Source organism: Bacteroidota bacterium (genome assembly GCA_016721765.1).
Lineage (GTDB): Bacteria > Bacteroidota > Bacteroidia > UBA4408 > UBA4408 > UBA4408.
The window spans coordinates 456,435-477,505 of sequence record JADKHO010000004.1 but is presented as its reverse complement, the minus strand read 5'-3'; the positions used below and the strand labels follow the sequence as shown (position 1 = coordinate 477,505).

Here is a 21,071-nt window from a genome sequence, read left to right as displayed (position 1 = left end):
TTATCTATCCATCAAGGTTAAATCTATTTTTAAGCGGATATTCTTATGATCAATATTAACTTGCGCTGGTATGCGAGTTTTATAGTTGGACAAAGCTATAACAACTTTTTTCTTTTTACCACTGCTTTGTTCGATTTTTGAAATCCTCCCTGAAGAAATGTCTTTGTAATAATACTCCTGAACTTGTCCACTCGAAAACTTATAGATTGTCCATTTATTGTCCGTTGCCGAAAGGATCTGTGCATTTTGTCCTATTCTATTTTCTGTTAACACCAATTTTAAATCGCTGGCGAGGGTTTGCAGAACACCTGCTTTGTTAAACTTTTCGATGCAGAAATGGACTTTAAAAGAATCGTTTTTTAGTTCAAAATCGAAAAGTTTAATTCCTGTTTCGGTGGTGAAAACGAAGCGGTAGCTGCTATCCGGCATATTTTTAATAAGCAGCAAGCCTCCGAATTTTTTTCCATAAAGGTTAACATTGGCTTTATAAAGAGGAGCAGGGTTGCAATTTTTAAATAGAGAAGGCAACAGCGTGCTGTCAATGATTGCACTTTCTTTTAAGCTCAGGTTTTTGTAGCTGTTGGAAGCGCATCCCATCCAAATAAATAAAATGCTACTTAACCAAAAACTGCGTATCGGCAATGGGTTCATTTATTTTTTTGGTGTTGAATTCGATGTTGGTATAATCATCAGAAAGTTCGGTCATGCGTATTTTTGAAACCGTATAATCCACCTTGTCAAAATACATGGAAATGCTTTTTAAATATTCCTTCATTTCTTTCGCTTTTGGATGCATTTCAACCAGGTAATATTTTTCATTTTCAAAGTAGGAAATTTTAAACTCTTTATGATTTAAGACGTTTCCTTGAACAGAGTTCAACATCATATCATTTATGCCTTTAAACATTTTATTGGAGTTGGCATCGTATTTACTTACTTTTTTTCCATCCTTTATGAAGATTTTGTCTTTGTTAATCACAATTAGATAAGCACTCGGACTTAAGTATTCCCAACGCAATAAATTCGTTTTTTTAAAGCAAAAATGACCTTTCGAAATTATTTTTTCACTTAACATACTCAGGTTTTTTTCCTGCGTAAAATTACTTTCAATGGTATTAGTAATCCTTGCTTTTTCTTGCAGTTTTGATTTAAAAGTACTGGTATCTTTTAGTGTTTTAAAATCTTTTGGTTGTGCAATTAGATGAAGTGCAGTGAAGGAAAGCAAAAATGCTAGCAGAAGATTCTTATTCATAGGCGTTAAGATTTAATAGTTTGCTCAGGCTTACAATTTTGAATCCATTTTCTTTGCAATGCACAATTACCTGTTCTAGCACACTTTCAATGCGGTTGTTTGTATCGTGAAATAGAATGATGGAACCCGACTTTAGCTGTTTAATAACCCGCGCTGTTATTTTAGTGCTATCTTTCTCCACTGTATCGAGTGAGCGCACATCCCAGCCAACTGTAGTGAGCTTTAACGCTTCGGTAGCTTCAGCAATAGCTGGAGTAGTTACGCCATAAGGTGGCCGAAAAAATTTCAATTTTTGATGTGTAATTGCTTCTACCACTTGATTCGTTTTTGCCAGTTCATCCTTCACTTTTGACGCTGTAAAAAAATCAAATAAATAGGAATGTGAAAAGCTGTGATTGCCAATAATATGACCTTCTTCGACAATTCGCTTTAGCAAATCAGCATTCCCTTCAATTTTGTGGCCAATACAAAAGAAACTTGCTTTTACTTGGTGCTTTTTTAAGATGTCGAGAACTATTGGAGTGAAGGTAGCATCAGGACCGTCATCAAAGCTCAGTGAAATTTCGTTTTGTTTGTTTTTGGGTGCACAACAATGTGCAGTTAAATGGTAATTGGATGTGATTTGCGAGGAACCCCAGGCTACGATTCCAAGGTAAAGTCCAAAAGGAATTAAAAAATAGTAAATGGAAATGGCTGCTGAAAAAAAATGAATGCTTAGTAAAATCAGCATCAAGAGCCCAAAAACAGAAGTAGTGACACGATGATTCAACATGCTGTGAGTAGCAGTAAAGTGTGATTTATCCCACGATAGTGGTTGTAGAGTAAAATGTTTTTGGGAGTACGATGACGATTTTTTAATAAAACAGACTCCGGTATAATCTGTGTTTTTAAAATGTGTGAAGCTAAAAGAAATCCAAAAGCATTTGCCGTATGGTATTCGCCACAGAGGTGTTTGTAATGGCCGCTGGAGCTTTGAGGAAAAGTATTTTTGAGCAAATCAGCGTATACTTCATCAAAAGCATTATCGCCATTCCAACCACATAAAACCAAATCAATTTGACTTTCACTGAGATTATGTTGATCTAGCAGCTGATTGATTTCAGCTTTTATTTTTTCGATTGAGCTTGGTTTGTAAATCATTTTGCATCCTAATATCTGTGCATAGGAATTGGGAGTCTTGTCACCACTTAAAATGAAAAAATTAGCGCCTTCACCGGCTATACTAGCGGGAGAATTAGTTTCCAACAACATAGAACTTTGCACGGGAATATTTTTTACATGCCCTATTCTTTCTAGCAATTTAAGACTGGTGGGGGTTAATTCATCCATCCCACCAATTAAAACAGCATTTGCTTTTTTTTCGTGCAACATCATACACGCATCCAACACACAACTTTCGAAAGAAAAACCTCGGTGCACGTAGGTGAAATTATAGTTGGTGCATTTTAAAAGAAGTGCAATTTGCCCGCCAACTGTATTGTGTGTTGACTGAATAAAGGAAGTTGGCGTAAGGAATTGTTCTTTGTTTTCGATAATTGCAGTTAAAAACTTGTCGGTATCTTCAATACAACCTAATCCTGTTCCGGTTAAGATGGCATCGGGCATTGCCACTTCAGCATCTTTTAAACACATTTGTGCAGCTGTAACGCCCATTTTAATCATACGCCCCATTCTGCGGATTTGTGTGGGATTGATATACGCTTTATAATCGGGTTCAATTGCTGCTAAGGCATTTGAATTATAGGTAATAATTTCCTTCAGAAAATCTTTTGAATTGCTTGTTTGCTGTGCTGAAATACTTCCAACTCCATTGATATACGCCTTCATAGCTTATGCTGCCGAAAAAATTAATGTGGAATTGTTTCCTCCAAATCCAAAAGAATTGGAAAGGATATTTTTTATGGAAACATTTTCTAAAAAAGTTGTCACCGGACTGATATTTAGTTCTGCTATAGGTGTTTTAAAGCGGAGATTGGGATAAATAATTTGCTCTTGCAAAGCAAGAATCGAAAACACAGCTTCTATTCCACCGGCCGCACCCAAGGTGTGTCCGGTAAAAGATTTGGTAGAACTAAACGGAGGGATTTTCTCACCAAAAATTCGCTTCATAGCAATGCCCTCGCTAAGGTCATTATTTTGGGTGGCAGTACCATGCACATTAATATAATCAATATGCTCCGGTAATAAACCGCTAAGTTCCAGTGCCTGTTGCATGGCTAAAAAGGCTCCATTACCATCAGGTGATGAGGCAGTTTGATGGTAGGCATCGTTTGCATTTGCATATCCGCTAAGCATACCGAGTACTTTTTTTTGTGTTGCTAGCACTGATTTTTCTGATTCCAATACAAGATAGCCGGCACCTTCGCCTAAATTTAAGCCGTTTCGTTCCGCATCAAAAGGGCGACATTCGTTTTTATCAAATATCATTAGGGTGTTGAATCCATTTAAGGTAAAGCGGGTTAAAGCATCTGTACCACCTACAAGAACGCGATCGAGCACCCCATTTTTAATTAAGCGTGCACCCAACATGATGGAATTTGCGGAGGAGGAGCAAGCAGTACTGATGGTACTAACATATTCTGTTATTCCAAGAAAGTCGGCTATTTTTTCTGTACTATCTCCACAATCATGGGCAGTAACAACTGAAGCATTTCCGCTTTCATTGTCTTTTAAAAAGGATTCGTAAAATTGTTCTGTAAGGTCCATTCCGCCTACACTGTTGGCAGAAATTATTCCGGTGCGCATTTCTGAAACATTTGTAATACCAGCGCTTTTCAATGCTTGAGCCGCCGCCACCATTCCTAATAATGCGGTTCGCGAATAAATTTTATCGCTTGAATTTAACTTCAAAAGTTGTTTTAATTCTGCATTGCTCAATTTGACTTCTGCAACCGGTAAAGAATTTTTGTGGACAGTATCCATGCGGGTAATCGGACCTATTCCCGATTTAGCTGACCGGAAATGCAGCAATGTTTCTTCTATATTTTTTCCTATAGAAGAAATAATTCCTATGCCGGTAACAAAAATTTTATCGGGCATTATTTTTTACTTTCAATGTAAGCAACCATGCTGGATACGCTGTGAAACACAGTTTTTCCATCGGCAGCTGAGTCAATTTTAATACCGTAGTTTTTATCCAGTAAGACAATCAGTTCTAATGCATCAATAGAATCTAATCCTAAACCTTCGCCAAAAAGCGGGGCATCGTTATCGATATCGGCAGGGCTTACACCTTCGAGGTTTAGTGCTTTTATTATTTCTGTTTTTAGTTCTTCTGCTAATTGGCTCATCTCATTCAATTATTTAAATATAAATTTTTATAGTTCTCATTCGATAATTCCGGAAATTGTGTGTTCGTAGATTTTTCAATCCAACACAAAAGTGCATCTTCTTTTTCAAATTCAAAATCCACATACGCTAATAAGCAGGCTTTACATTTTGATTCGTTAATCCAAGAGGCAACTAAATTGCTTGAAAATTCAGGATCAAATCCCTCTTGAATAAAACAAACATTCTCCCCTTTAAAATTATTTCGGATACAAATTTCACCTAGCATAATATTGGGAAGCGTGTAAACAAATACCGAGGGACTAGGGAAATAATTAGCGCGATCCTTAATACTTTCAACATGTTTACGGTCGGTATCCAAACTGGAAGCACTGCTGCAAAAGCACACAGCGATTTCTTCGGGAGCATAGTTGTCAATTAACTTTTTGTCTTGAAAAATTAGCTCTGCACCTAAAAATGCCAATTTGCTTAAATTGTCCATCTTAAAAAATTTAAGATAATTGATTTTAAAGTGTTGATAGGCTTCTTTCGAAAACGTTGTAAAGTTAGCATTCACCGTGCTAAAAGCAAGTTCACCATTTAGATGAATTGAATGATTTTTAATTCGGCAATAACTGGTTATACGGTTTTTCACGAGCGTTATACAACTTTTTGAAACATAACAGCAGCATTGCATCCACCAAAACCGGAGGCTGTTTTAAGGCTGGTATGAAGTTCCTGATTTTCAGCTTTTTTAATGATATTTAAATTTATTCCTGCGTCTTTTGTTTCAAAACCCAAGGTTGGGATAAGGCAATTTCGACGCATGCTTTCAAGGGTGATGGCAGATTCTATAATTCCGGCTGCACCAAAGGTATGGCCAAAAAATCCTTTCAAACTATTGACAGGCACTTGATTTAAACCCGCTAAATTAAAGGCTTTTGATTCCATTTCATCGTTATAAATTGTGCCGGTGCCGTGTGCAGATATAAAATCAATTTTGGGAAGTTGATGCGCTTGCATTGTTTTGTTTACCGCTATAAATAGTCCCACTCCATCCCGTGAAGGGCCTGAAATATGGTTTGCATCGTTGCTGCTTGCGCCGGATAATATTTTGAGTTTCGATTTATGTTGGGTACTCAAAATAAGGGTAGCTGCTCCTTCGCCCAAGGATGTTCCATTACGCTGGGCATCAAAGGGTTTACAAGGTCCGGGGCTAAGCGCTTTGAACGTCTCAAATCCCGATAAGGTAAATTCGCTTACCACATCGGCACCCACCACAATACAGTGCTTGTATATGCCATGATTCAATAATTCAGCAGCTGTATTAAGTGCCACAACTCCCGAAATACAAGCATTTGAGACAATTAGCGGTGTGTTTTTGAGCTTAAAATAGTGTTGAATTTGTTTCGCACTTTCGTGCAGATAAACTCGCTTTGCTTCAAATGGATTCGACAGCAATAAGTCTACATTTCCTTTAGTGGTTGAAATAATAAGGAGAGTTGTGCTGTCTTGATAATTTATTTTAGCTTGAGAAAGCGCATTTGAAATAGAATTGATACATAGCTTTTCAAAATAGGAATAGGAGGAAGCATCCCCTTCAAAGCTAGTATCTAATTTACTTTTATTTAGTAATGCAGCGAAAAATGGTAGGGGTGAAGCAGCCGGAAGGGTATGGCTAACAATGGCTGTGTTAGCGGCAAGCAATTGTTTAAAATTATCGCTCGTGTTAAATCCTAATGGTGAAATTACATTGTCTGCTACTACATACACCTCCTTCATACCCATTCTCTTATTCACTCATTTTCTTTTTCCAAGCGGCGAAAAATTCCGGCACGGTGTAAAACAATTCACCTTCACGGCTTACAAAAACTTGAACGGTTTTACCGGTAGTCATAAGCACTCTGTCTGACGCTCTAAAAATGGAGTATTCAAATATTATTTTACTTGCTCTACTTGGAATATAGCGGGTTTGCACAATTGCCCTATCACCGTATTTTAGCGATTGTTTGTAATTGCATTCAACCGAAACAATTGGGGTAACAAAGCCTTCGTTGATGTAAACTTTTTGAAAATTGAGATTGTATTTCTCTCCGAATGCTTCGCGCCCGTCTTCAAAATATTTAACATAATTGCCATGCCATACTATGCCTAATGCATCTACTTCATTAAATCGAATGGCAATTTCTGTTTCGGCAATCAATTGACTGTCCTTCATATTTTAGTCTTTCTTTAAAAAAATTTTCATTTCACATTCGGCAGCAAGCTTACCTTCTGAAAAAACTTTACCGGTGACTAAAGTAACATCAAAAATTTCATTCACCACTTTTATTTCAGTCATTATTTCGGAGTTAGCTTCCGGAAAAAAATGGATGTGCAGGTTTTTTATTGCGCCAATAAAGCCGAGTGGGACTTTTTCGTTTTTTGAATGAAAGGTATATCCGGCTCTTAAGGCACAGGATTGTGCAATGTTTTCAATAAGACCGGGTTCTTTAAAAGCATTCGCTTCACAAAAAATATTGCTCTCTTCAATAAAAAAGCTGGTATGTGCGGTTAATGTAGCTTCATCGCTGCTTAGCAAGGCATCTACCATCACCATTGGCGGGCGTTGGGGGATGAAATTTAGTATGTTTATTTTATCAACTAATTGTGACATAAATAGAGCATAAAATGGGTTATTTTAAAATTAAAACTTCTTCAGCACTCATTTCCAAAAAACAATATTCTGCCCTAAATTCTTTCTCTATAAGTTGTAAATACTTTTCAAATTGAATAATCAAATTGGAGTTGGAAATATTTCCTAAACTGATTTTTATTACCTTTTTTGGATATTTTTTTAGAAGTTAACTGTCCCTAAAATCAGAGTCTTTAGTAATTAAAATAAGATCATTTTGATTTGCATAAGCTGCAATAGCTGAATCCGCAGTATGCCATTTGTTTAATATTTGATTAATATGTTCGGTATGAAAGCCTTTGTTTGAAAGATAGTGTGATAGCTTATATGAAATATGCACGTCACATTAGAACCGCATTAGGCAACATGTTTATAGTGAATACCTGAAGCAAGTAACTTGACATAATTAAGAGCTGCAAAAATATCTTCTTTATCTAATTTAGAATGATCCTTCAAAATATCCTCAGTGGTCATACCTGAATATAATAAATCAATAATTACTTCTACTGGCCAACGCATGCCCCTAATACAGGGTTTACCATGACATATTTCTTGATTTATAGTAATCCGGTCTAGTAGTTCCATTTTTCAAAAATTAAAGTAAAAATACAAATTGTTTAAAACATTTACGGATTATGTTTTGTTACCTTCTTGTCAACTGGCGTCCAAAAATCATAATAATTAAACCATTGCTCCGGATATTTAATAACCATGTTTTCAAGTGCTGATGCATATTCTTCCACCATTTTTTGAACCCCTTCGGTACATTTTTTTTGTGGAGTAGAGTAGAGGTGATAATGCGTGCTTCTTTCCTTCATTGCAAAAACAAAAGCATAAGGCACATCAAACTTAGAAGCCATGTAAAATGGGCCGGATGGAAAAAAGGCTTTATCCCCAAAAAAATTGGTAGGGATTACTTTAGCACCTTCCACAAAGCGATCGCCGTGAATGCAAATAAGCTCTTTATTTTTGAGGGCATTGCTGATTTCAAAAATGTGAGACATGTCAGAACGCATTACAATTACGTTCACATATTTTTTTCCGGTAACACTGTTCATGTATTTTTTTAAACTTTCGTGTTCAGCTTCATACATCACCACATTCACTTTGCAATTGAGGCGCTGCAACATGTGTCCGGCTATTTCCCAATTTCCTAAATGGGCACTAATGAGCATACCTCCGGTGCCGTTTTCCACCATCGCACGCAAGTGTTCTTCCCCATCAAACTCAAAAGTGTATTGTTTTACAATACCAGCCATCATGGCTACTTTATCGATTAAAGTTTGTCCAAAAATATAGTAGTTTCGAAATATTTTGAAAAATGATTTTAGCGGGGAATACTTAAATACTTTTCTGAAAAAATGATAGATTGATTTGGTGGATTTTGGGGAGAAGAAGACAAAGTAAGCAGAAACAAAATGCAGCACAAAAAAGGCCACCCGTAATCGAAATCGCTTGATAATAAAAACAAAAATTTTATGCCCCAGCACGCCACCACGGGTTTTGCCGCTCCATAATTTTTTCATTTGATAAAAAGTTTAAGTAAGATAAACAAGCTATACCAGCAAATGTTTATTTAAAAAGAAAGCGCGTGATTTGCGTTATACTTTTTCAGCAACGCGTTTTAACGCATAATTGTAAAAATCCTGAAAGGTTACAATCCCAACAAAATCCTCAGGTTTTACTTTAAAGCCAAAGTTGCTTTCAATTACCACCACTAAATCCACATAATCTAAACTATCTAATCCGAGCGTATCTTTTAAAACCGCATCAGGGGAAATAGTTTCACGTTCAACTTCAAATTCATCTACCAAGAGGTCGTTTACTTTTTCAATTAATTCTGCGTCAGTCATTTTATGTGGCGTTTCTTATTTAATTTTCTTTACAATCAAGGAGGAATTTGTTCCACCAAATCCAAAAGAGTTCGACAAAAATACATCAATATTTTTATCTATCGTTTTTGTAGCTAAATTTAGTTTGGCAGAATCTTCATCCGGTGATTCAAAATTGATGTTGGGTGCTATAAAACCATCCTGTAACATCAACATCGAATACACAATTTCGCTGGCTCCAGCCATCCAGCATTCGTGGCCGGTCATGGATTTGGTACTGCTAACCGGAGTTTGCACATCGCCAAACATTTTATCAATTGCTCTTGCTTCAAATCCATCTCCCACCGGTGTGCTGGTGGCATGTGCATTTATATAATCAATTTCGGCATTGCTTAGGCCTGCATCGCGCATTGCCATTGCCATTGATTTTACTAGACCGTCGACGCTTGGTTGAGAAATATGACTGCCATTGGATGAAAAACCGTAACCAACCAACTCAGCTAAGATAGGTGCTCCGCGCTTTACAGCCGATTCATAACTTTCTAAAATAACGGTAGCTGCTCCACCACTCGGTACCAATCCATCACGATTTTTATCGAACGGTTTGGAGGCGGTTTGCGGCGTACTTTCTTTAATTGAAAAGGCACTTAGCGCATCAAAACTACCCATGGAATACATGTTTAACTCCTGCGCCCCACCACAAATAACTTGTTCCTGCAAGCCGTGCTTAATTAAAAAGTAGCCCATACCAATAGAGTGGGAGCCACTTGCGCAAGCACCACTGATGGTAAAATTGATTCCTTTTAACTTAAATATAGTTGAAAGGTTCATTGTAACCGTAGAGTTCATGCTTTGAAACACTGATCCGGAACCCAACAACATAGTGTCGCGTTTTTCACGCAAGGTATCGGTAGCGTCAATTACAGGTTTTGCAGAACTGTCGTTGCCATAAAGGATTCCCACATCATTTTTTTCTAAAAAGTCCATGTCGATGCGGGCATTTTTTAATGCTTCTGTGGTTGCTAAAAAAGCGTATTCGCCTTGTTCAGGCAAGCCAATTCGCAAACGACGGTCGAGTTGACCTTTTAAAACAGGTTTTTCGATAATTCCGGTTAAGCCTGAGCGAAAGCCAAATTCTTTTCTTTCCTGATCAAATCCAATTCCTGATTTGCCTTTGTATAACGAATTTTTCACCTCTTCGAGATTACGCCCGATGGTGGAATACACTCCTAAACCCGTTATTACTACTCTGTTTATCATTAAAATTTAATCTATTTAAAGGTAAAAATAAAAATAATTTTTTCTAGGTATACAATCCGCCATTTATGGATATTACTTCACCCGTGATGTAAGATGCTTTTGGAGAAGCTAAAAACCCTACTACTTCTGCCACTTCTTCTGCTTCGCCAAATCGATTCATAGGGATAAGCGCTTTAAAATCTTTTTCATTTAAATCGGTAGTCATATCGGTTTTGATGAATCCCGGTGCTACTGCATTCACGGTAACATTTCTACGACCAACTTCCTGTGCTAAGGCTTTGGTTGCCCCAATTATTCCGGCTTTTGCAGCGGAATAGTTGGTTTGGCCGGGCATTCCTTTTATTCCCGATAAGGAAACCACATTGATGATGCGCCCGTATTTTTTCATCAACATTCCTTTGATTATCAGTCGTGTAACGTAAAAAAATCCGTCTAAGGTGGGGTTCAGCACATTGTGCCATTCTTCGGGCTTCATCCACATGAGCAATACGTCCTGTCGGACTCCGGCATTGTTTACAAGCACTTCAATAGGTTTATCCTCATTTTTTTCGATCCAGCCACCCAATGTAGCTTCAATATCGGCTCCGCTGCCCACATCAAATTTTATAATTTCTCCATCGCTTCCTTTGGCACGCACCAATTCCAAGGTTTTTTCGGCTTCCGCCTGATTGGATTTGTAATTGATAAGGATGTAATGTCCGCTTTCCGCCAAGGTTAAGCAAATAGCTCTTCCAATACCTCTTGATCCTCCGGTTACTAATGCGTATTTCATGGGTAGCTTAATTTAGTATTTGAAGTGAATTGCTTTGCAAATAGTTTTTCACCGCTTCAATTTCCTTGTATTTAATTGCATCTTTAGTAAACTTTGGAACAATTGTTCGCAAGGTTTTGTAGAGTTTACGTGATTTTGAGCTGAGTTTTGTTTCAAACTTTAAATAATCGATTGCTTGCAAGATAGTGATGTATTCGATGGCAATCACTTGAAATGCATTTTCAATCACTTTCTGTGTAAGCAAAGCAGAATTGGTACCCATGCTAACAATGTCTTGATTATCGTTATTGTTCGGAATGCTGTGCACATACATCGGGAACGATAAGGTTTGATTTTCGGCAACTGTACTCGTTGCAGTAAATTGAGCTCCTTGCATTCCCAAATTCAATCCTAATTTACCCAAGTTAACAAATGGTGGTAGCTTTTGGTTCAGTTTATCGTTTAATAAAAAGTTGAGTTGACGTTCACATAGCATAGAGAGCTTAGTCACCACAATTTTGAGTTTATCCATTTCGAGCGAAACATAATCGCCGTGGAAGTTTCCACCGTGAAAAACATTGTTGTTTTCGCGGTCGATGATGGGATTGTCGTTTACCGAATTGATTTCAGAAGCTAATATTTGTTTGGTGCGTTGAATGGTATCCAGCACCGGACCTAATATTTGCGGAACGCAGCGCAGGCTGTAATATTCCTGTACTTTTTCGCGCATCACTTCTACTTCAATTTTTTTGTGATAGAGGTGCTCCGGGCGTTTTTTAATGAGTTTGCTATCTGTTAAAATGGCACGCATTGCTGCTGCAATGGAGTTTTGTCCGTTGTGTAATTTTACATGATTTAATTCATGCGAAAAATGATCGTCAAAAGTTTCCACAATTTCACTAATCATGCTGGATGCCATGATAGACCAGCGCAATAAGTTTTGTGCATCAATTGCATTAATTAAGCCAATACCAGTCATGGCCGATGTGCCGTTAATTAAGGCTAATCCTTCGCGGGTGTGGATGGAAATAGGTTTTAATTTTTCAGCTTTAAATGCACTGGCAGTGGACACCCATTTGCCTTTGTAATTCACTTCCCCTTCGCCAATTAAAACCAATGCAAGGTGCGCCAATTGCACTAAATCGCCACTTGCACCAACTCCGCCATGTTCAAAAATTAAGGGATAAACATTTCTGTTGATGAGTTCTTTGAGCAGAATAATTACTTCTTCGTGTATGCCTGAATACCCTTTTGCCAGCGTATTTAAGCGCGCCAGCATTGTAGCTTTTACCTGCAAGTTAGAAAGTGGTTTGCCGGCGCCTGCGCTGTGGCTGCGAATGAGGTTATATTGCAATTCCTGCTGGTCTTTCTCACTCACTTTGTATTGCACCATTGGCCCAAAGCCGGTGTTGATGCCGTAAATAACCTTTCCTTTCGAAAATTCTTTCAAAAATTTAAAGCTCTGATTTACCCGAAGCAAAGCTCCTTTCGAAATTTCGATTGGCGCATTGCCGCTTAAAATTTCGTTTATTTCATTAATCGTAATGTCTTTGTCGCCTATCTTAATCATTCCTCCGGTTTTGCTTTAATGCAAACAATAGATTATTTTTTTGTTAAATCACTTTTTGTAAAAGTCTGCAAAAGTATGGCTTTAGAACCTTTTTAACAAATGTAGTTTGGGATTGTTTTGTGGCTGTAAAACCTCATTTTTTATTATCTTACACTTTAGCAATATTTGGATAAAGGGAGTATTTATGAATAATTGTTCCTGCTTTGGTTTCTTAACCAACACTCATCTTCCAAATTAATTTCCTTTCTTTGTTTCACTAATTTCAATTCGTGAAAATTACATTTTTAGGCACAGGAACCTCACAAGGAGTGCCACTTATAGCGTGCGAATGTGTGGTGTGTAAATCGAACGATACGCGTGATAAGCGCTTACGTACTTCCATTTTAATCGAAACACAAGGTAAGACAATTGTTGTGGATACCGGTCCTGATTTTCGCCAACAAATGCTGCGGGAGGAAGTGAAGCACATGGATGCGGTTTTATTTACCCACGAGCACAAAGACCATATTGCCGGAATGGATGACATTCGGGCATTTAATTTTATTTTGCAAAAGAGAATTGATGTTTACGCCACCGAGCGAGTGCAGGTAGCCTTACGGAGAGAATTTTCCTACATTTTTGCAGATTACAAGTATCCCGGTATTCCGGAGATTGATTTTGTTACGGTTGAGAACAAGTCCTTTGAAATAGAAGGAGTTCCGGTGATACCGATAGAAGTGATGCATTTTAAACTTCCGGTGATGGGGTACCGATTTGGTGATTTTGTGTATATCACCGATGCCAATTTTATTTCGGAAGAAGAACGACAGAAAATAAGAGGTTGCAAAGTGTTAGTGTTGAATGCCTTGCGGCGTGAACCACATGTTTCTCATTTTACCTTGGAAGAAGCTTTAGATGTTATTAAGGACTTAGCACCGGAACGAGCTTATTTGACGCATATTAGTCATCAGTTGGGCTTGCATGCTGAAGTGGAAAAGGAATTGCCTGAAAATGTGTTTCAGGCTTTTGATGGATTGAAGTTGGAATTATAGTATTGCCACAAGCGTGGACGCTTGCGGCATTTTTGGAAAAGGAATTGCCTGATAATGTATTTCAGGCTTATGATGGATTGAAGTTGGAATTGTAATATTGCCACAAGCGTGGACGCTTGCGGCATTTTTGAGGCATTTTTGGGATTGAAGTTAGAAATGTAGTATTGCCACAAGCGTGGACGCTTGCGGCATTTTTGAATTATAATAATGCCACAAGCGTGAACGCTTGCGGCATTATTTTGATGGTTTGAATTTGCAGTTTTAATTCCGCTTACCTTCCATCTCCATCCAATAAATTTCCAAGGCCTCCAAGTATGCTGCCTTCTTCTTTTCTGCCACCCATACCCCCGTAAGAAATAATTCGGCTGGCTAATCTACTAATAGGTAAAGATTGAATCCAAACTTTTCCTGGACCACGAAGGGTGGCAAAAAACAAACCTTCACCACCAAAAATGGTATTTTTAATTCCACCAACAAATTGTATGTCATAATCTACATTGCTGGTAAAGGCAACAATGCAACCGGTATCAATTTTTATTAATTCGCCGGGTAAAAGGGTGCGTTCAATTATGTTTCCTCCAGCATGTACAAAGGCCATTCCGTCGCCTTCGAGCTTTTGCATGATAAAACCTTCGCCACCAAAAATACCAGTTCCTAATTTTTTTTGAAATTCAATTCCCACACTAACGCCTTTCGCTGCGCAGAGGAAAGCATCTTTTTGGCAAATTATTTTTCCTTGCAATTGAAATAAATCCATGGCAATAATTTTACCACAGTATGGTGCCGCAAACATGGCGCGTTTTTTACCTACACCGGTATTGGTGAACGCGGTCATAAATAGGCTTTCACCGGTTAAGAGGCGCTTACCTGCCGAGAATATTTTATTCATAAATCCGCCACCTGAGCTTTGAGAGCCATCGCCAAAAATAGTTTCCATTTGTATGTCGCTGTCCATCATCATAAAGCTGCCCGATTCAGCAACTACTGTTTCATGTGGATCTAATTCGATTTCCACACTTTGCATTTCTTCGCCAAATATTTTGTAATCGATTTCGTGATTTGTTTTCATGTTTTGATTTTATTAATGCGTCAAATTTATAAAAGAAAAGCGTTTGATTTTAATTCGTCAAGCCAAGTTCTTGAAAGGTATTTCCTTTAGTGATATCCCCACTGTTGAATCCTTTTTTAAACCAATACATACGTTGTTCGGAGGTGCCGTGTGTAAATGCATCTGGAACTACAGTGCCTTGAATTTTTTTTTGAATCGCATCGTCACCCACCGCACTTGCAGCACTTAAGGCTTCTTCTATGTCTCCTTCTTCCAGCACATGGTTCATGTTTTCGTTATAATGTGTCCATACACCGGCATAAAAATCGGCTTGTAATTCGAGTGCCACGGATAGTTGATTGGCTTCTGTTTCATTGCGCTGAGATTGAAGATTGCGCACTTTTGTAGAGGTTCCTAAAAGGTTTTGCACATGATGGCCCACTTCATGCGCCAGCACATATGCCAAGGCAAAATCGCCACCTTTGGCACCAAAACGGTTTTGTAGTTCATTCATGAAAGAGAGGTCGATATAAACTTTCTTATCTGCAGGGCAATAAAATGGTCCGGTTGAAGCACTCGCACTTCCACATCCCGATTCAGTTGCATCGCGAAATAACACTAGTTTTGGTTCTTCATACTGTAGTTGATTTTCGGTGAAAATTTTATTCCAAACTTGCTCATTATCAGCCAAAGCAACCGAAACAAATTGAGCCATTTTATCCTCGGCCGGATCAATAGGGGAATCATTGGTTTGGGAAGTTTGCTGTTGCACTTGATTAATAATAGCACTTGGATCACCACCCATTAGCAGGTTAATCACAATAACAACTATACCAAGCACTCCTCCACCCAGTGCTATTTTGCCTCCGCTCATGCGACGGCGATCTTCTACGTTTTCACTTTCTCTGCGACCAATCCATTTCATACCTTGAATTTTTTTTCAAAAATATGCTTTTCTTTCATTAGGAATTGTGCCTATTCACTTTTGTATTTAAATAAATCGGAAAAATTTTAAACTTTATTTAAATAACTTGAATGGAAATGCCACAAAAACTCGAAGGCACTTCGAAATATTCTAAATGCTTATTTAATGACAGGGAGCAAAGGAATAATTTATATGTTTCGTCAATCCTTATAGGTGACATAGCGGATGAATATTTTTTTTCAAATTGGAATGATTTCCAACAAATTTTTAGTTTTGTTTTAAATCCTAAAAAATTCAACACGATGAAAACACTTAAAAAAATTGGAATTGTACTTGTTAGTTTTGTGCTTTTACTGGTAATTGTTTCTTTCTTTTTGCCTTCCACATTTCATGTGGAGCGTTCGGCAGTAATTAATGCTAATGATTCTGTCATCTTTAGTAATGTCAATAACCTAAAGAATTTTGTTACCTGGATGCCATGGGCTAAAATGGACCCCAATACAAAAATGGATTTCTTTGGACCTGAACAAGGTTTGGGTCAAGGTTACAATTGGTCGAGTGAAAAAACAGGAAATGGAAAAATGACCATCATCGAAAGCGCACCAAATCAAAAGGTAATTATGGAATTAGACTTTGAAGGAATGGGTAAATCAGCTGCAAGTTTTGGTTTTACGAAAGAAGGAAATGCAACAAAAGTAACATGGGCAATGGATTCGAAAGGTGAAGGAATACCATTTTGGATGATTGTTCCGCATAAATACATGAGTTTGTTCATGGACAAAATGGTTGGAGCTGATTTTGAAAACGGTTTAGCAAGTTTAAAATCCCTTACTGAAGGCAAATAAAACCTATAGTGCGCTTGCTTTATTAGGCATAGCCTGAAATTTTATAAACTACAAATCCGGTCATTTCATGCAGGAGCATGTGCCATTGCAATAAGGTACCCACATTTGGGATGAGCAAATTGTCAAATACAAAGGCACGCAATCCGCTGTAGCGATCGGTGCTGTAGTAATCGGTTGTGACGCCCACTTTAGTAAAGCAACCCATGGCTCTGCGCATGTGAAATGCGGAAGTGATTAATAAAAATTTTCCCTGCGGACATTGCTTTTGTAAAACAGCTTTAGTGAATAGAGCATTTTCACGGGTGTTGTTTGACTCCGTTTCAATTATAATAGCAGAGTCGGGAATGCCTAACGTTAGCAAGTACCTACGTGCATAAATTGCTTCCTTAAAATCAGGACGAAGAATACTTCCTGAGCCCCCGCTATACAATATTTTTTTGATGTAACCGCGTTGGTAAAGTTCAATGGCTTGCATAATTCTATCGGTTCCACGCATAAACATGAGTCGATCAAATTCTCCATCATAGGCCAGCATGCCACCTAGCACAATTCCTACATCATAGGTTTTTAACTCACTGTATTTTTTTGTTTGCAATTCCCACTTTCCCATTACTTCATTAAATAAAAAGGCATTGGAAAATAGGTAGAGCGCGCTGCAAACGCTAATAACCAAAATTCTTTTTCTTTTTAAATTTTTAGTAAGCAATGACCAAACCAGCAGGGCTATAATCCAGCTAAGTGGTGCTATAAGAAAGTTGAGCAGCTTTGAAAGAATAAAAAACATGTAATTTTTTTTGTAAATATATTGATAATTTAAGCTGAAGCGTTTGTGTATTTTTGTAGCTGAAAAAATGCTAATGTTTTTTCACAAGAGAGGCAATGCGGCAAATATTATTTTGGATAAAGCGATTTTTACAGCTTGTATTTGTTATACTCTTATTGCTAGGATTGTGGAATTACAAGTTGGTGAACTACGCTATTTCACAAGCAAAAGGACAGCTTAAGATTATTTGGAATACCGAAGCTATTGAGGATGTGCTTGCATCCTCTCAGTTTCCTGATTCCTTGAAATCGAAATTGTTACTGATTGCAGAAATTAAGAAATATGCAGAAGATAGTTTGGGAATAAAAAAATCGGAGAACTACAGTACATTTTATGATCAAAAAGGACACACCTTAATGTGGATGTTGATGGCCTCAGAAGCTTATGAAATGAAGGCAAAGGAATGGCACTTTCCGCTTTTGGGAGATTTTTCATACAAGGGTTATTTTGATAAAAAGAAAGCAAGGCTGGAACAGTACGAGCTGAGTTTGGAAGGTTACGATACTGAACTGGGAAGGGCGAGTGGCTGGAGTACTTTGGGTTGGTTTAAGGATCCAGTGCTCTCGTCGATGTTGTATTATTCGAAAGGAGAATTGGCCAGTTTAATTATACATGAGTTAACACATGGTACTTTGTATGTAAAAAACGATGTGAATTTTAATGAAAACCTTGCGAGTTTTATTGGAGAGAAAGGCGCTGAAAAATTTTTGGTGCATCAATTCGGAAAACGTTCTGAAGCCCTTGCGAATTATAAATCGTCCTTAACAGACGAGAGAATATTTGAAAAGTATTTAGTGGAATGCACTCGAAAATTAAAAGAGTTGTATGCCGGTATGAATCATGAACCGGATGAAGTAAAGAAAATAAAAAAGCAGCAGATGATACATCAATTTGTTGTGGATGCCTATAAATTACCACTTGAGCGTCCACGCAAGTATGCCAAACGCATGAAGGGAGCAATTTTGTCGGGTAATGCTTTTTTTATGAGTTATGAACGTTATGATGGCCAAAAGGATAGCCTGGAAAATGTGTTAAACACTCGCTATCAGGGCGATATAAAATTATATCTTAAAGATTTAAAAACTAAATTTCAGAGTTTGTAAAATGAATTTTCGTGAAGAAATTTTAAAAGAGCACAGTAAAAAACAAACGCTTAAAGTAGCCAATTATGTAGGTGCGGATAAAAAACTATTTGCCGAAATCATGCATTTGTTTTTTGCGAATGAGTATCGCGTGACTCAGCGTATTGCAGCAGTGGTGAGTGTTTGTTTTGAAAAGCATCCCGATCTCATTAAGGAATACATTATGCCCATGCTGCAGAATTTAGAGAAGGATAATTTACACGATGCAGTAAAACGTAATACGGTGCGTGTGCTGCAATTTATTGAGATTCCAAAAGCGTTGCAAGGATTGGCTTTTCAAAATTGTATGGATTTATTTATGAAGCCGGAGGAGCCCATAGCCGTGAGGGTTTTTGCAATGACGGTGTTGTTTAATATATGTAAGCAAGAACCGGATTTAAGGAACGAGTTAAAGATTGTGATTGAAGCACAAATGCCTTATGGTTCCACGGGATTTAAGAATAGAGGCGCAAAAATTTTGAAACAGCTGGAGAAGTTAGGCTGATTTTTGGACAGTTCTTTATTAGCATTGTGCAGCGTGCTTAGCGCATTTCAATATTTTTCGGAAGCATCTTTAAATACTTTTTTAATACGATTAACCAATAATTTGGGTGAAATTACTGTGATGTTTTCGCCGTAGGAGAGCAGTTCGTGCAAGAAGTCATAACTCAGGTAAACTTTTAATTCGAATTGAATTTCGTTATTGCTTTCGCTGATAATTTTTTGGGAATGATGCAGGGGATAGGATTTAATGTATTGTCCTTGTTCCTTGCTGAAACTTAGCACTACTCTTTCGGCGGCTTCATTTACCGGAACAAAAATTCCAAATGCATCGTGAAAATAGGCTTCGGGGTTGAAACTTTTTGAAGCAGGATATTTTAATCGTAAGGTTTCTATTTCACTTATTCGGTCGAGGCCGAAGGTGCGAATTGTATCTTCACCTTGTTTGCGCGAAATTAAATACCAACGCCCGTTAAACTCTTTTAATAGTAAGGGTTCTACGGTTCTTACTTCTGATTCATCGGTGTAGAATTTGGAGTAAACGAACTTTACCAAAAAGCGATTTCGTATGGCATGCAGCAGTGCAAAAATATGTTCATTCCCTCTGGCAACGCGCTTTTCGAAATGAATTAGGGGCAGGTAAAAGGATGAAAATTTGAGTGCATTGTATAAGTCAAACGTTTCGAGCATGCGGGAATTGCTGTGCGTTTCCTCTTCTTCCGCAATAAAATATTTTCCGCTTCTTTTGCTGCATTCGATGGTGATGCCGTAAAGGGTGTAAATTTCCTTTATGTCGCGTTGAAAGGTGCGTTGCGAGATGGTGAATTTTAATCCCTGGTCCTGACTTTCACGTTCGAGCAAATCGCTTATTTCGTTGAAGTCGGCTTCTCCTCTTCTGCGAAGGAAGTTTACTATGTGCATGTAACGGGCTATGTATTCACGTTTGCTCAAAGGATTTTTTTTGCTAAAATATATTTAAAATTGAAACTTACATCTATACTTAAATAGAACGCTGATTTATTATGATGATTATGATGTGTTATGGTTTAAATGAGTTGATTCTATTATTCAATAGGTAAAATTCACAAAAATCTAGAACCCAACAGCCCGTTTGGTTTGCAAAGAAATAATTTGTGTTTCACGGTTATTATAGATTTCACATAAGGAAACAGGATTGCTGTATTCGCGGTTAAAGCCGAGTTGTCTGCTTAATTTGTTTGCTTTTGAAGGAGCCAAGTCATTAAACTCATATTTACTCAACAAGCGACCCGGGCGCAGCAATGCATTATCCACATTTCGGATATCAGTATTAAAGGTGCAGATGATCTGCATGTTAAGCACATCGCTGAGCAAACCATCGGAAATGTTTAATAAGGTAGAAACGGCGGTATTATATGACGCGTCTCTTGAAACGATAGCTTTTTCGGCATCTTCAATAATGAGTATTTGACCTTTAGCATGATGTATGAGCATGTTTACAAAACCCGGATCACTTAATGATTCGGCCATTCCGGAAGGAATGAAAATTACATTCTTGCTGGTTTGACTGATGATATGGCGTAAATAATTGGTTTTGCCGGTGCCGGGTTTGCCATATAAAAAATGGATTCCTTTTTTCTTTTTATCGTTGAGGGCAGTAATAAATTCATTGTGAAACAGGTTTATATCATCGTTATAATTAGCATTCAAATCGATGTTGTTTTTTTCGATTTCAAAAGAATTTAGTTCGAGGCCATCCATGCCCGAAACGATGAGTTGGATTTCGGGTTTTTCTTCGCGCTCACGGCAATAGCGGTGCGATTCGTCGCGCAGGTATTTTTTGCTGATTAAATCTTCCTTGTCGTAATAATATGAAACCACTTCTCTGTCAAATACCAGCATTTCGCCGGTGTTAAATAGTACCACACAGGCCGAGCGAAGGTGCATGCGTAATTTAGCATCGTAGCTGCTTCCGTCAAAAGTTTTAATGATAAAGTCGGCATAGAAGCTGCAGATTTCCTCCATCATTTTCTTGGCTTTCACATTTCCGATTTCGTATTTGTTGGGGATGCAATTGAAGTAGTATGTAAATAAATTGTTGTAAGCTAATCTCCCATCAGGAGTAAACACATTCATCATTTCGGCAGTGGCGAAGCCTGCTTCTGTTTCGTTAAAGGAGTTGGTTTTCATAA

At 37.8% G+C, this 21,071-nt stretch carries 25 protein-coding genes and 1 pseudogene; 4 read left to right on the top strand and 22 right to left on the bottom strand.

What is annotated here, in order from left to right; all coding sequences use genetic code 11:
- The 17 genes and pseudogenes from IPP32_16150 to IPP32_16070 all read right to left on the bottom strand — a co-directional run bounded on the left by IPP32_16150 (position 1) and on the right by IPP32_16070 (position 12,606).
- Complete coding sequence (locus IPP32_16150; protein MBL0049618.1) at positions 1–651, bottom strand: hypothetical protein; 651 nt, start codon at positions 649–651, stop codon at positions 1–3.
- Positions 614–1,252: an outer membrane lipoprotein carrier protein LolA gene (locus IPP32_16145; protein MBL0049617.1), complete on the bottom strand. Its 639-nt coding sequence runs from the start codon at positions 1,250–1,252 to the stop codon at positions 614–616. Before IPP32_16145 ends, IPP32_16150 begins: the two co-directional genes overlap by 38 nt.
- Positions 1,245–2,024 carry a polysaccharide deacetylase family protein gene (locus IPP32_16140; protein ID MBL0049616.1) on the bottom strand — a complete coding sequence of 260 codons (780 nt, stop codon included), beginning with the start codon at positions 2,022–2,024 and terminating at the stop codon, positions 1,245–1,247. Before IPP32_16140 ends, IPP32_16145 begins: the two co-directional genes overlap by 8 nt.
- Positions 2,018–3,079 (bottom strand): beta-ketoacyl synthase chain length factor, encoded by a 1,062-nt coding sequence (locus IPP32_16135; protein ID MBL0049615.1) that lies wholly within the window; start codon positions 3,077–3,079, stop codon positions 2,018–2,020. The genes IPP32_16140 and IPP32_16135 overlap by 7 nt, the downstream gene beginning before the upstream one ends.
- Before the next feature lie 3 nt (positions 3,080–3,082).
- On the bottom strand, positions 3,083–4,291 hold the full coding sequence (locus IPP32_16130) for a beta-ketoacyl-[acyl-carrier-protein] synthase family protein (protein MBL0049614.1): 1,209 nt from the start codon (positions 4,289–4,291) through the stop codon (positions 3,083–3,085).
- On the bottom strand, positions 4,291–4,542 hold the full coding sequence (locus tag IPP32_16125) for an acyl carrier protein (protein ID MBL0049613.1): 252 nt from the start codon (positions 4,540–4,542) through the stop codon (positions 4,291–4,293). The genes IPP32_16130 and IPP32_16125 overlap by 1 nt, the downstream gene beginning before the upstream one ends.
- A gap of 5 nt (positions 4,543–4,547) precedes the next feature.
- The gene (locus tag IPP32_16120; protein MBL0049612.1) at positions 4,548–5,174 is read right to left on the bottom strand and encodes a 3-oxoacyl-ACP synthase; all 627 of its coding nucleotides are present in this window, start codon (positions 5,172–5,174) and stop codon (positions 4,548–4,550) included.
- 5 nt (positions 5,175–5,179) lie between these two features.
- Positions 5,180–6,319, bottom strand: a complete 1,140-nt coding sequence (locus tag IPP32_16115; protein MBL0049611.1) for a beta-ketoacyl synthase — start codon at positions 6,317–6,319, stop codon at positions 5,180–5,182.
- Complete coding sequence (locus IPP32_16110) at positions 6,312–6,737, bottom strand: acyl-CoA thioesterase (GenBank protein MBL0049610.1); 426 nt, start codon at positions 6,735–6,737, stop codon at positions 6,312–6,314. The genes IPP32_16115 and IPP32_16110 overlap by 8 nt, the downstream gene beginning before the upstream one ends.
- A 3-nt stretch (positions 6,738–6,740) precedes the next feature.
- Positions 6,741–7,175, bottom strand: coding sequence for a hydroxymyristoyl-ACP dehydratase (locus tag IPP32_16105; GenBank protein ID MBL0049609.1), 435 nt, complete (start codon positions 7,173–7,175; stop codon positions 6,741–6,743).
- Positions 7,176–7,194: 19 nt separating this feature from the next.
- Positions 7,195–7,551: pseudogene (locus tag IPP32_16100) on the bottom strand (DUF5615 family PIN-like protein).
- Positions 7,551–7,778, bottom strand: coding sequence for a DUF433 domain-containing protein (locus tag IPP32_16095; protein ID MBL0049608.1), 228 nt, complete (start codon positions 7,776–7,778; stop codon positions 7,551–7,553). Before IPP32_16095 ends, IPP32_16100 begins: the two are co-directional and overlap by 1 nt.
- 41 nt (positions 7,779–7,819) lie before the next feature.
- Positions 7,820–8,719, bottom strand: coding sequence for a lipid A biosynthesis acyltransferase (locus IPP32_16090; protein MBL0049607.1), 900 nt, complete (start codon positions 8,717–8,719; stop codon positions 7,820–7,822).
- 75 nt (positions 8,720–8,794) lie between these two features.
- A complete protein-coding gene (locus IPP32_16085) occupies positions 8,795–9,046 on the bottom strand; it encodes an acyl carrier protein (protein ID MBL0049606.1) in 252 nt (83 codons plus the stop codon).
- Between the two features lie 15 nt (positions 9,047–9,061).
- Entirely contained in the window at positions 9,062–10,282 is a 1,221-nt protein-coding gene (locus IPP32_16080) for a beta-ketoacyl-[acyl-carrier-protein] synthase family protein (protein MBL0049605.1), read from the bottom strand.
- Positions 10,283–10,328: 46 nt separating this feature from the next.
- Positions 10,329–11,057: a 3-oxoacyl-ACP reductase FabG gene (gene fabG, locus IPP32_16075; protein ID MBL0049604.1), complete on the bottom strand. Its 729-nt coding sequence runs from the start codon at positions 11,055–11,057 to the stop codon at positions 10,329–10,331.
- A gap of 7 nt (positions 11,058–11,064) precedes the next feature.
- Complete coding sequence (locus tag IPP32_16070) at positions 11,065–12,606, bottom strand: aromatic amino acid lyase (GenBank protein MBL0049603.1); 1,542 nt, start codon at positions 12,604–12,606, stop codon at positions 11,065–11,067.
- Between the two features lie 269 nt (positions 12,607–12,875).
- Between IPP32_16070 and IPP32_16065 the strand changes: the two genes are divergently transcribed.
- Positions 12,876–13,637: an MBL fold metallo-hydrolase gene (locus IPP32_16065; protein MBL0049602.1), complete on the top strand. Its 762-nt coding sequence runs from the start codon at positions 12,876–12,878 to the stop codon at positions 13,635–13,637.
- A gap of 271 nt (positions 13,638–13,908) precedes the next feature.
- On the opposite strand, the gene IPP32_16060 is transcribed toward IPP32_16065, so the two are convergent.
- Entirely contained in the window at positions 13,909–14,706 is a 798-nt protein-coding gene (locus IPP32_16060; GenBank protein MBL0049601.1) for a TIGR00266 family protein, read from the bottom strand.
- A 49-nt stretch (positions 14,707–14,755) separates the two neighbouring features.
- Positions 14,756–15,610, bottom strand: coding sequence for a neutral zinc metallopeptidase (locus IPP32_16055; protein ID MBL0049600.1), 855 nt, complete (start codon positions 15,608–15,610; stop codon positions 14,756–14,758).
- 302 nt (positions 15,611–15,912) lie between these two features.
- Here IPP32_16055 and IPP32_16050 point away from each other — a divergent pair, with 302 nt between their 5' ends.
- Entirely contained in the window at positions 15,913–16,455 is a 543-nt protein-coding gene (locus tag IPP32_16050; GenBank protein MBL0049599.1) for an SRPBCC family protein, read from the top strand.
- Between the two features lie 22 nt (positions 16,456–16,477).
- Here the strand turns inward: IPP32_16050 and IPP32_16045 are convergent, their stop codons facing one another.
- Entirely contained in the window at positions 16,478–17,239 is a 762-nt protein-coding gene (locus IPP32_16045; GenBank protein ID MBL0049598.1) for a YdcF family protein, read from the bottom strand.
- 95 nt (positions 17,240–17,334) lie between these two features.
- Here IPP32_16045 and IPP32_16040 point away from each other — a divergent pair, with 95 nt between their 5' ends.
- Together IPP32_16040 and IPP32_16035 are read left to right on the top strand one after the other, a co-directional pair.
- A complete protein-coding gene (locus IPP32_16040; GenBank protein MBL0049597.1) occupies positions 17,335–18,381 on the top strand; it encodes an aminopeptidase in 1,047 nt (348 codons plus the stop codon).
- 1 nt (position 18,382) lies between these two features.
- Positions 18,383–18,904, top strand: a complete 522-nt coding sequence (locus IPP32_16035) for a hypothetical protein (GenBank protein ID MBL0049596.1) — start codon at positions 18,383–18,385, stop codon at positions 18,902–18,904.
- Positions 18,905–18,951: 47 nt separating this feature from the next.
- Here IPP32_16035 and IPP32_16030 read toward each other — a convergent pair whose 3' ends face one another.
- Positions 18,952–19,851, bottom strand: coding sequence for a WYL domain-containing protein (locus IPP32_16030; protein MBL0049595.1), 900 nt, complete (start codon positions 19,849–19,851; stop codon positions 18,952–18,954).
- 141 nt (positions 19,852–19,992) lie between these two features.
- Positions 19,993–21,069, bottom strand: coding sequence for an AAA family ATPase (locus IPP32_16025; protein MBL0049594.1), 1,077 nt, complete (start codon positions 21,067–21,069; stop codon positions 19,993–19,995).
- Between the last annotated feature and the right edge of the window lie 2 nt (positions 21,070–21,071).

Excerpts from the sequence above, each read along its gene's own strand:
- IPP32_16150 (MBL0049618.1), bottom strand. The coding sequence starts at position 651 with ATGAACCCATTGCCGATACGCAGTTTTTGGTTAAGTAGCATTTTATTT.
- IPP32_16145 (MBL0049617.1), bottom strand. The coding sequence starts at position 1,252 with ATGAATAAGAATCTTCTGCTAGCATTTTTGCTTTCCTTCACTGCACTT.
- IPP32_16140 (MBL0049616.1), bottom strand. The coding sequence starts at position 2,024 with ATGTTGAATCATCGTGTCACTACTTCTGTTTTTGGGCTCTTGATGCTG.
- IPP32_16135 (MBL0049615.1), bottom strand. The coding sequence starts at position 3,079 with ATGAAGGCGTATATCAATGGAGTTGGAAGTATTTCAGCACAGCAAACA.
- IPP32_16130 (MBL0049614.1), bottom strand. The coding sequence starts at position 4,291 with ATGCCCGATAAAATTTTTGTTACCGGCATAGGAATTATTTCTTCTATA.
- IPP32_16125 (MBL0049613.1), bottom strand. The coding sequence starts at position 4,542 with ATGAGCCAATTAGCAGAAGAACTAAAAACAGAAATAATAAAAGCACTA.
- IPP32_16110 (MBL0049610.1), bottom strand. The coding sequence starts at position 6,737 with ATGAAGGACAGTCAATTGATTGCCGAAACAGAAATTGCCATTCGATTT.
- IPP32_16105 (MBL0049609.1), bottom strand. The coding sequence starts at position 7,175 with ATGTCACAATTAGTTGATAAAATAAACATACTAAATTTCATCCCCCAA.
- IPP32_16095 (MBL0049608.1), bottom strand. The coding sequence starts at position 7,778 with ATGGAACTACTAGACCGGATTACTATAAATCAAGAAATATGTCATGGT.
- IPP32_16090 (MBL0049607.1), bottom strand. The coding sequence starts at position 8,719 with ATGAAAAAATTATGGAGCGGCAAAACCCGTGGTGGCGTGCTGGGGCAT.
- IPP32_16085 (MBL0049606.1), bottom strand. The coding sequence starts at position 9,046 with ATGACTGACGCAGAATTAATTGAAAAAGTAAACGACCTCTTGGTAGAT.
- fabG (MBL0049604.1), bottom strand. The coding sequence starts at position 11,057 with ATGAAATACGCATTAGTAACCGGAGGATCAAGAGGTATTGGAAGAGCT.
- IPP32_16070 (MBL0049603.1), bottom strand. The coding sequence starts at position 12,606 with ATGATTAAGATAGGCGACAAAGACATTACGATTAATGAAATAAACGAA.
- IPP32_16060 (MBL0049601.1), bottom strand. The coding sequence starts at position 14,706 with ATGAAAACAAATCACGAAATCGATTACAAAATATTTGGCGAAGAAATG.
- IPP32_16055 (MBL0049600.1), bottom strand. The coding sequence starts at position 15,610 with ATGAAATGGATTGGTCGCAGAGAAAGTGAAAACGTAGAAGATCGCCGT.
- IPP32_16050 (MBL0049599.1), top strand. The coding sequence starts at position 15,913 with ATGAAAACACTTAAAAAAATTGGAATTGTACTTGTTAGTTTTGTGCTT.
- IPP32_16045 (MBL0049598.1), bottom strand. The coding sequence starts at position 17,239 with ATGTTTTTTATTCTTTCAAAGCTGCTCAACTTTCTTATAGCACCACTT.
- IPP32_16040 (MBL0049597.1), top strand. The coding sequence starts at position 17,335 with ATGCGGCAAATATTATTTTGGATAAAGCGATTTTTACAGCTTGTATTT.
- IPP32_16035 (MBL0049596.1), top strand. The coding sequence starts at position 18,383 with ATGAATTTTCGTGAAGAAATTTTAAAAGAGCACAGTAAAAAACAAACG.
- IPP32_16025 (MBL0049594.1), bottom strand. The coding sequence starts at position 21,069 with ATGAAAACCAACTCCTTTAACGAAACAGAAGCAGGCTTCGCCACTGCC.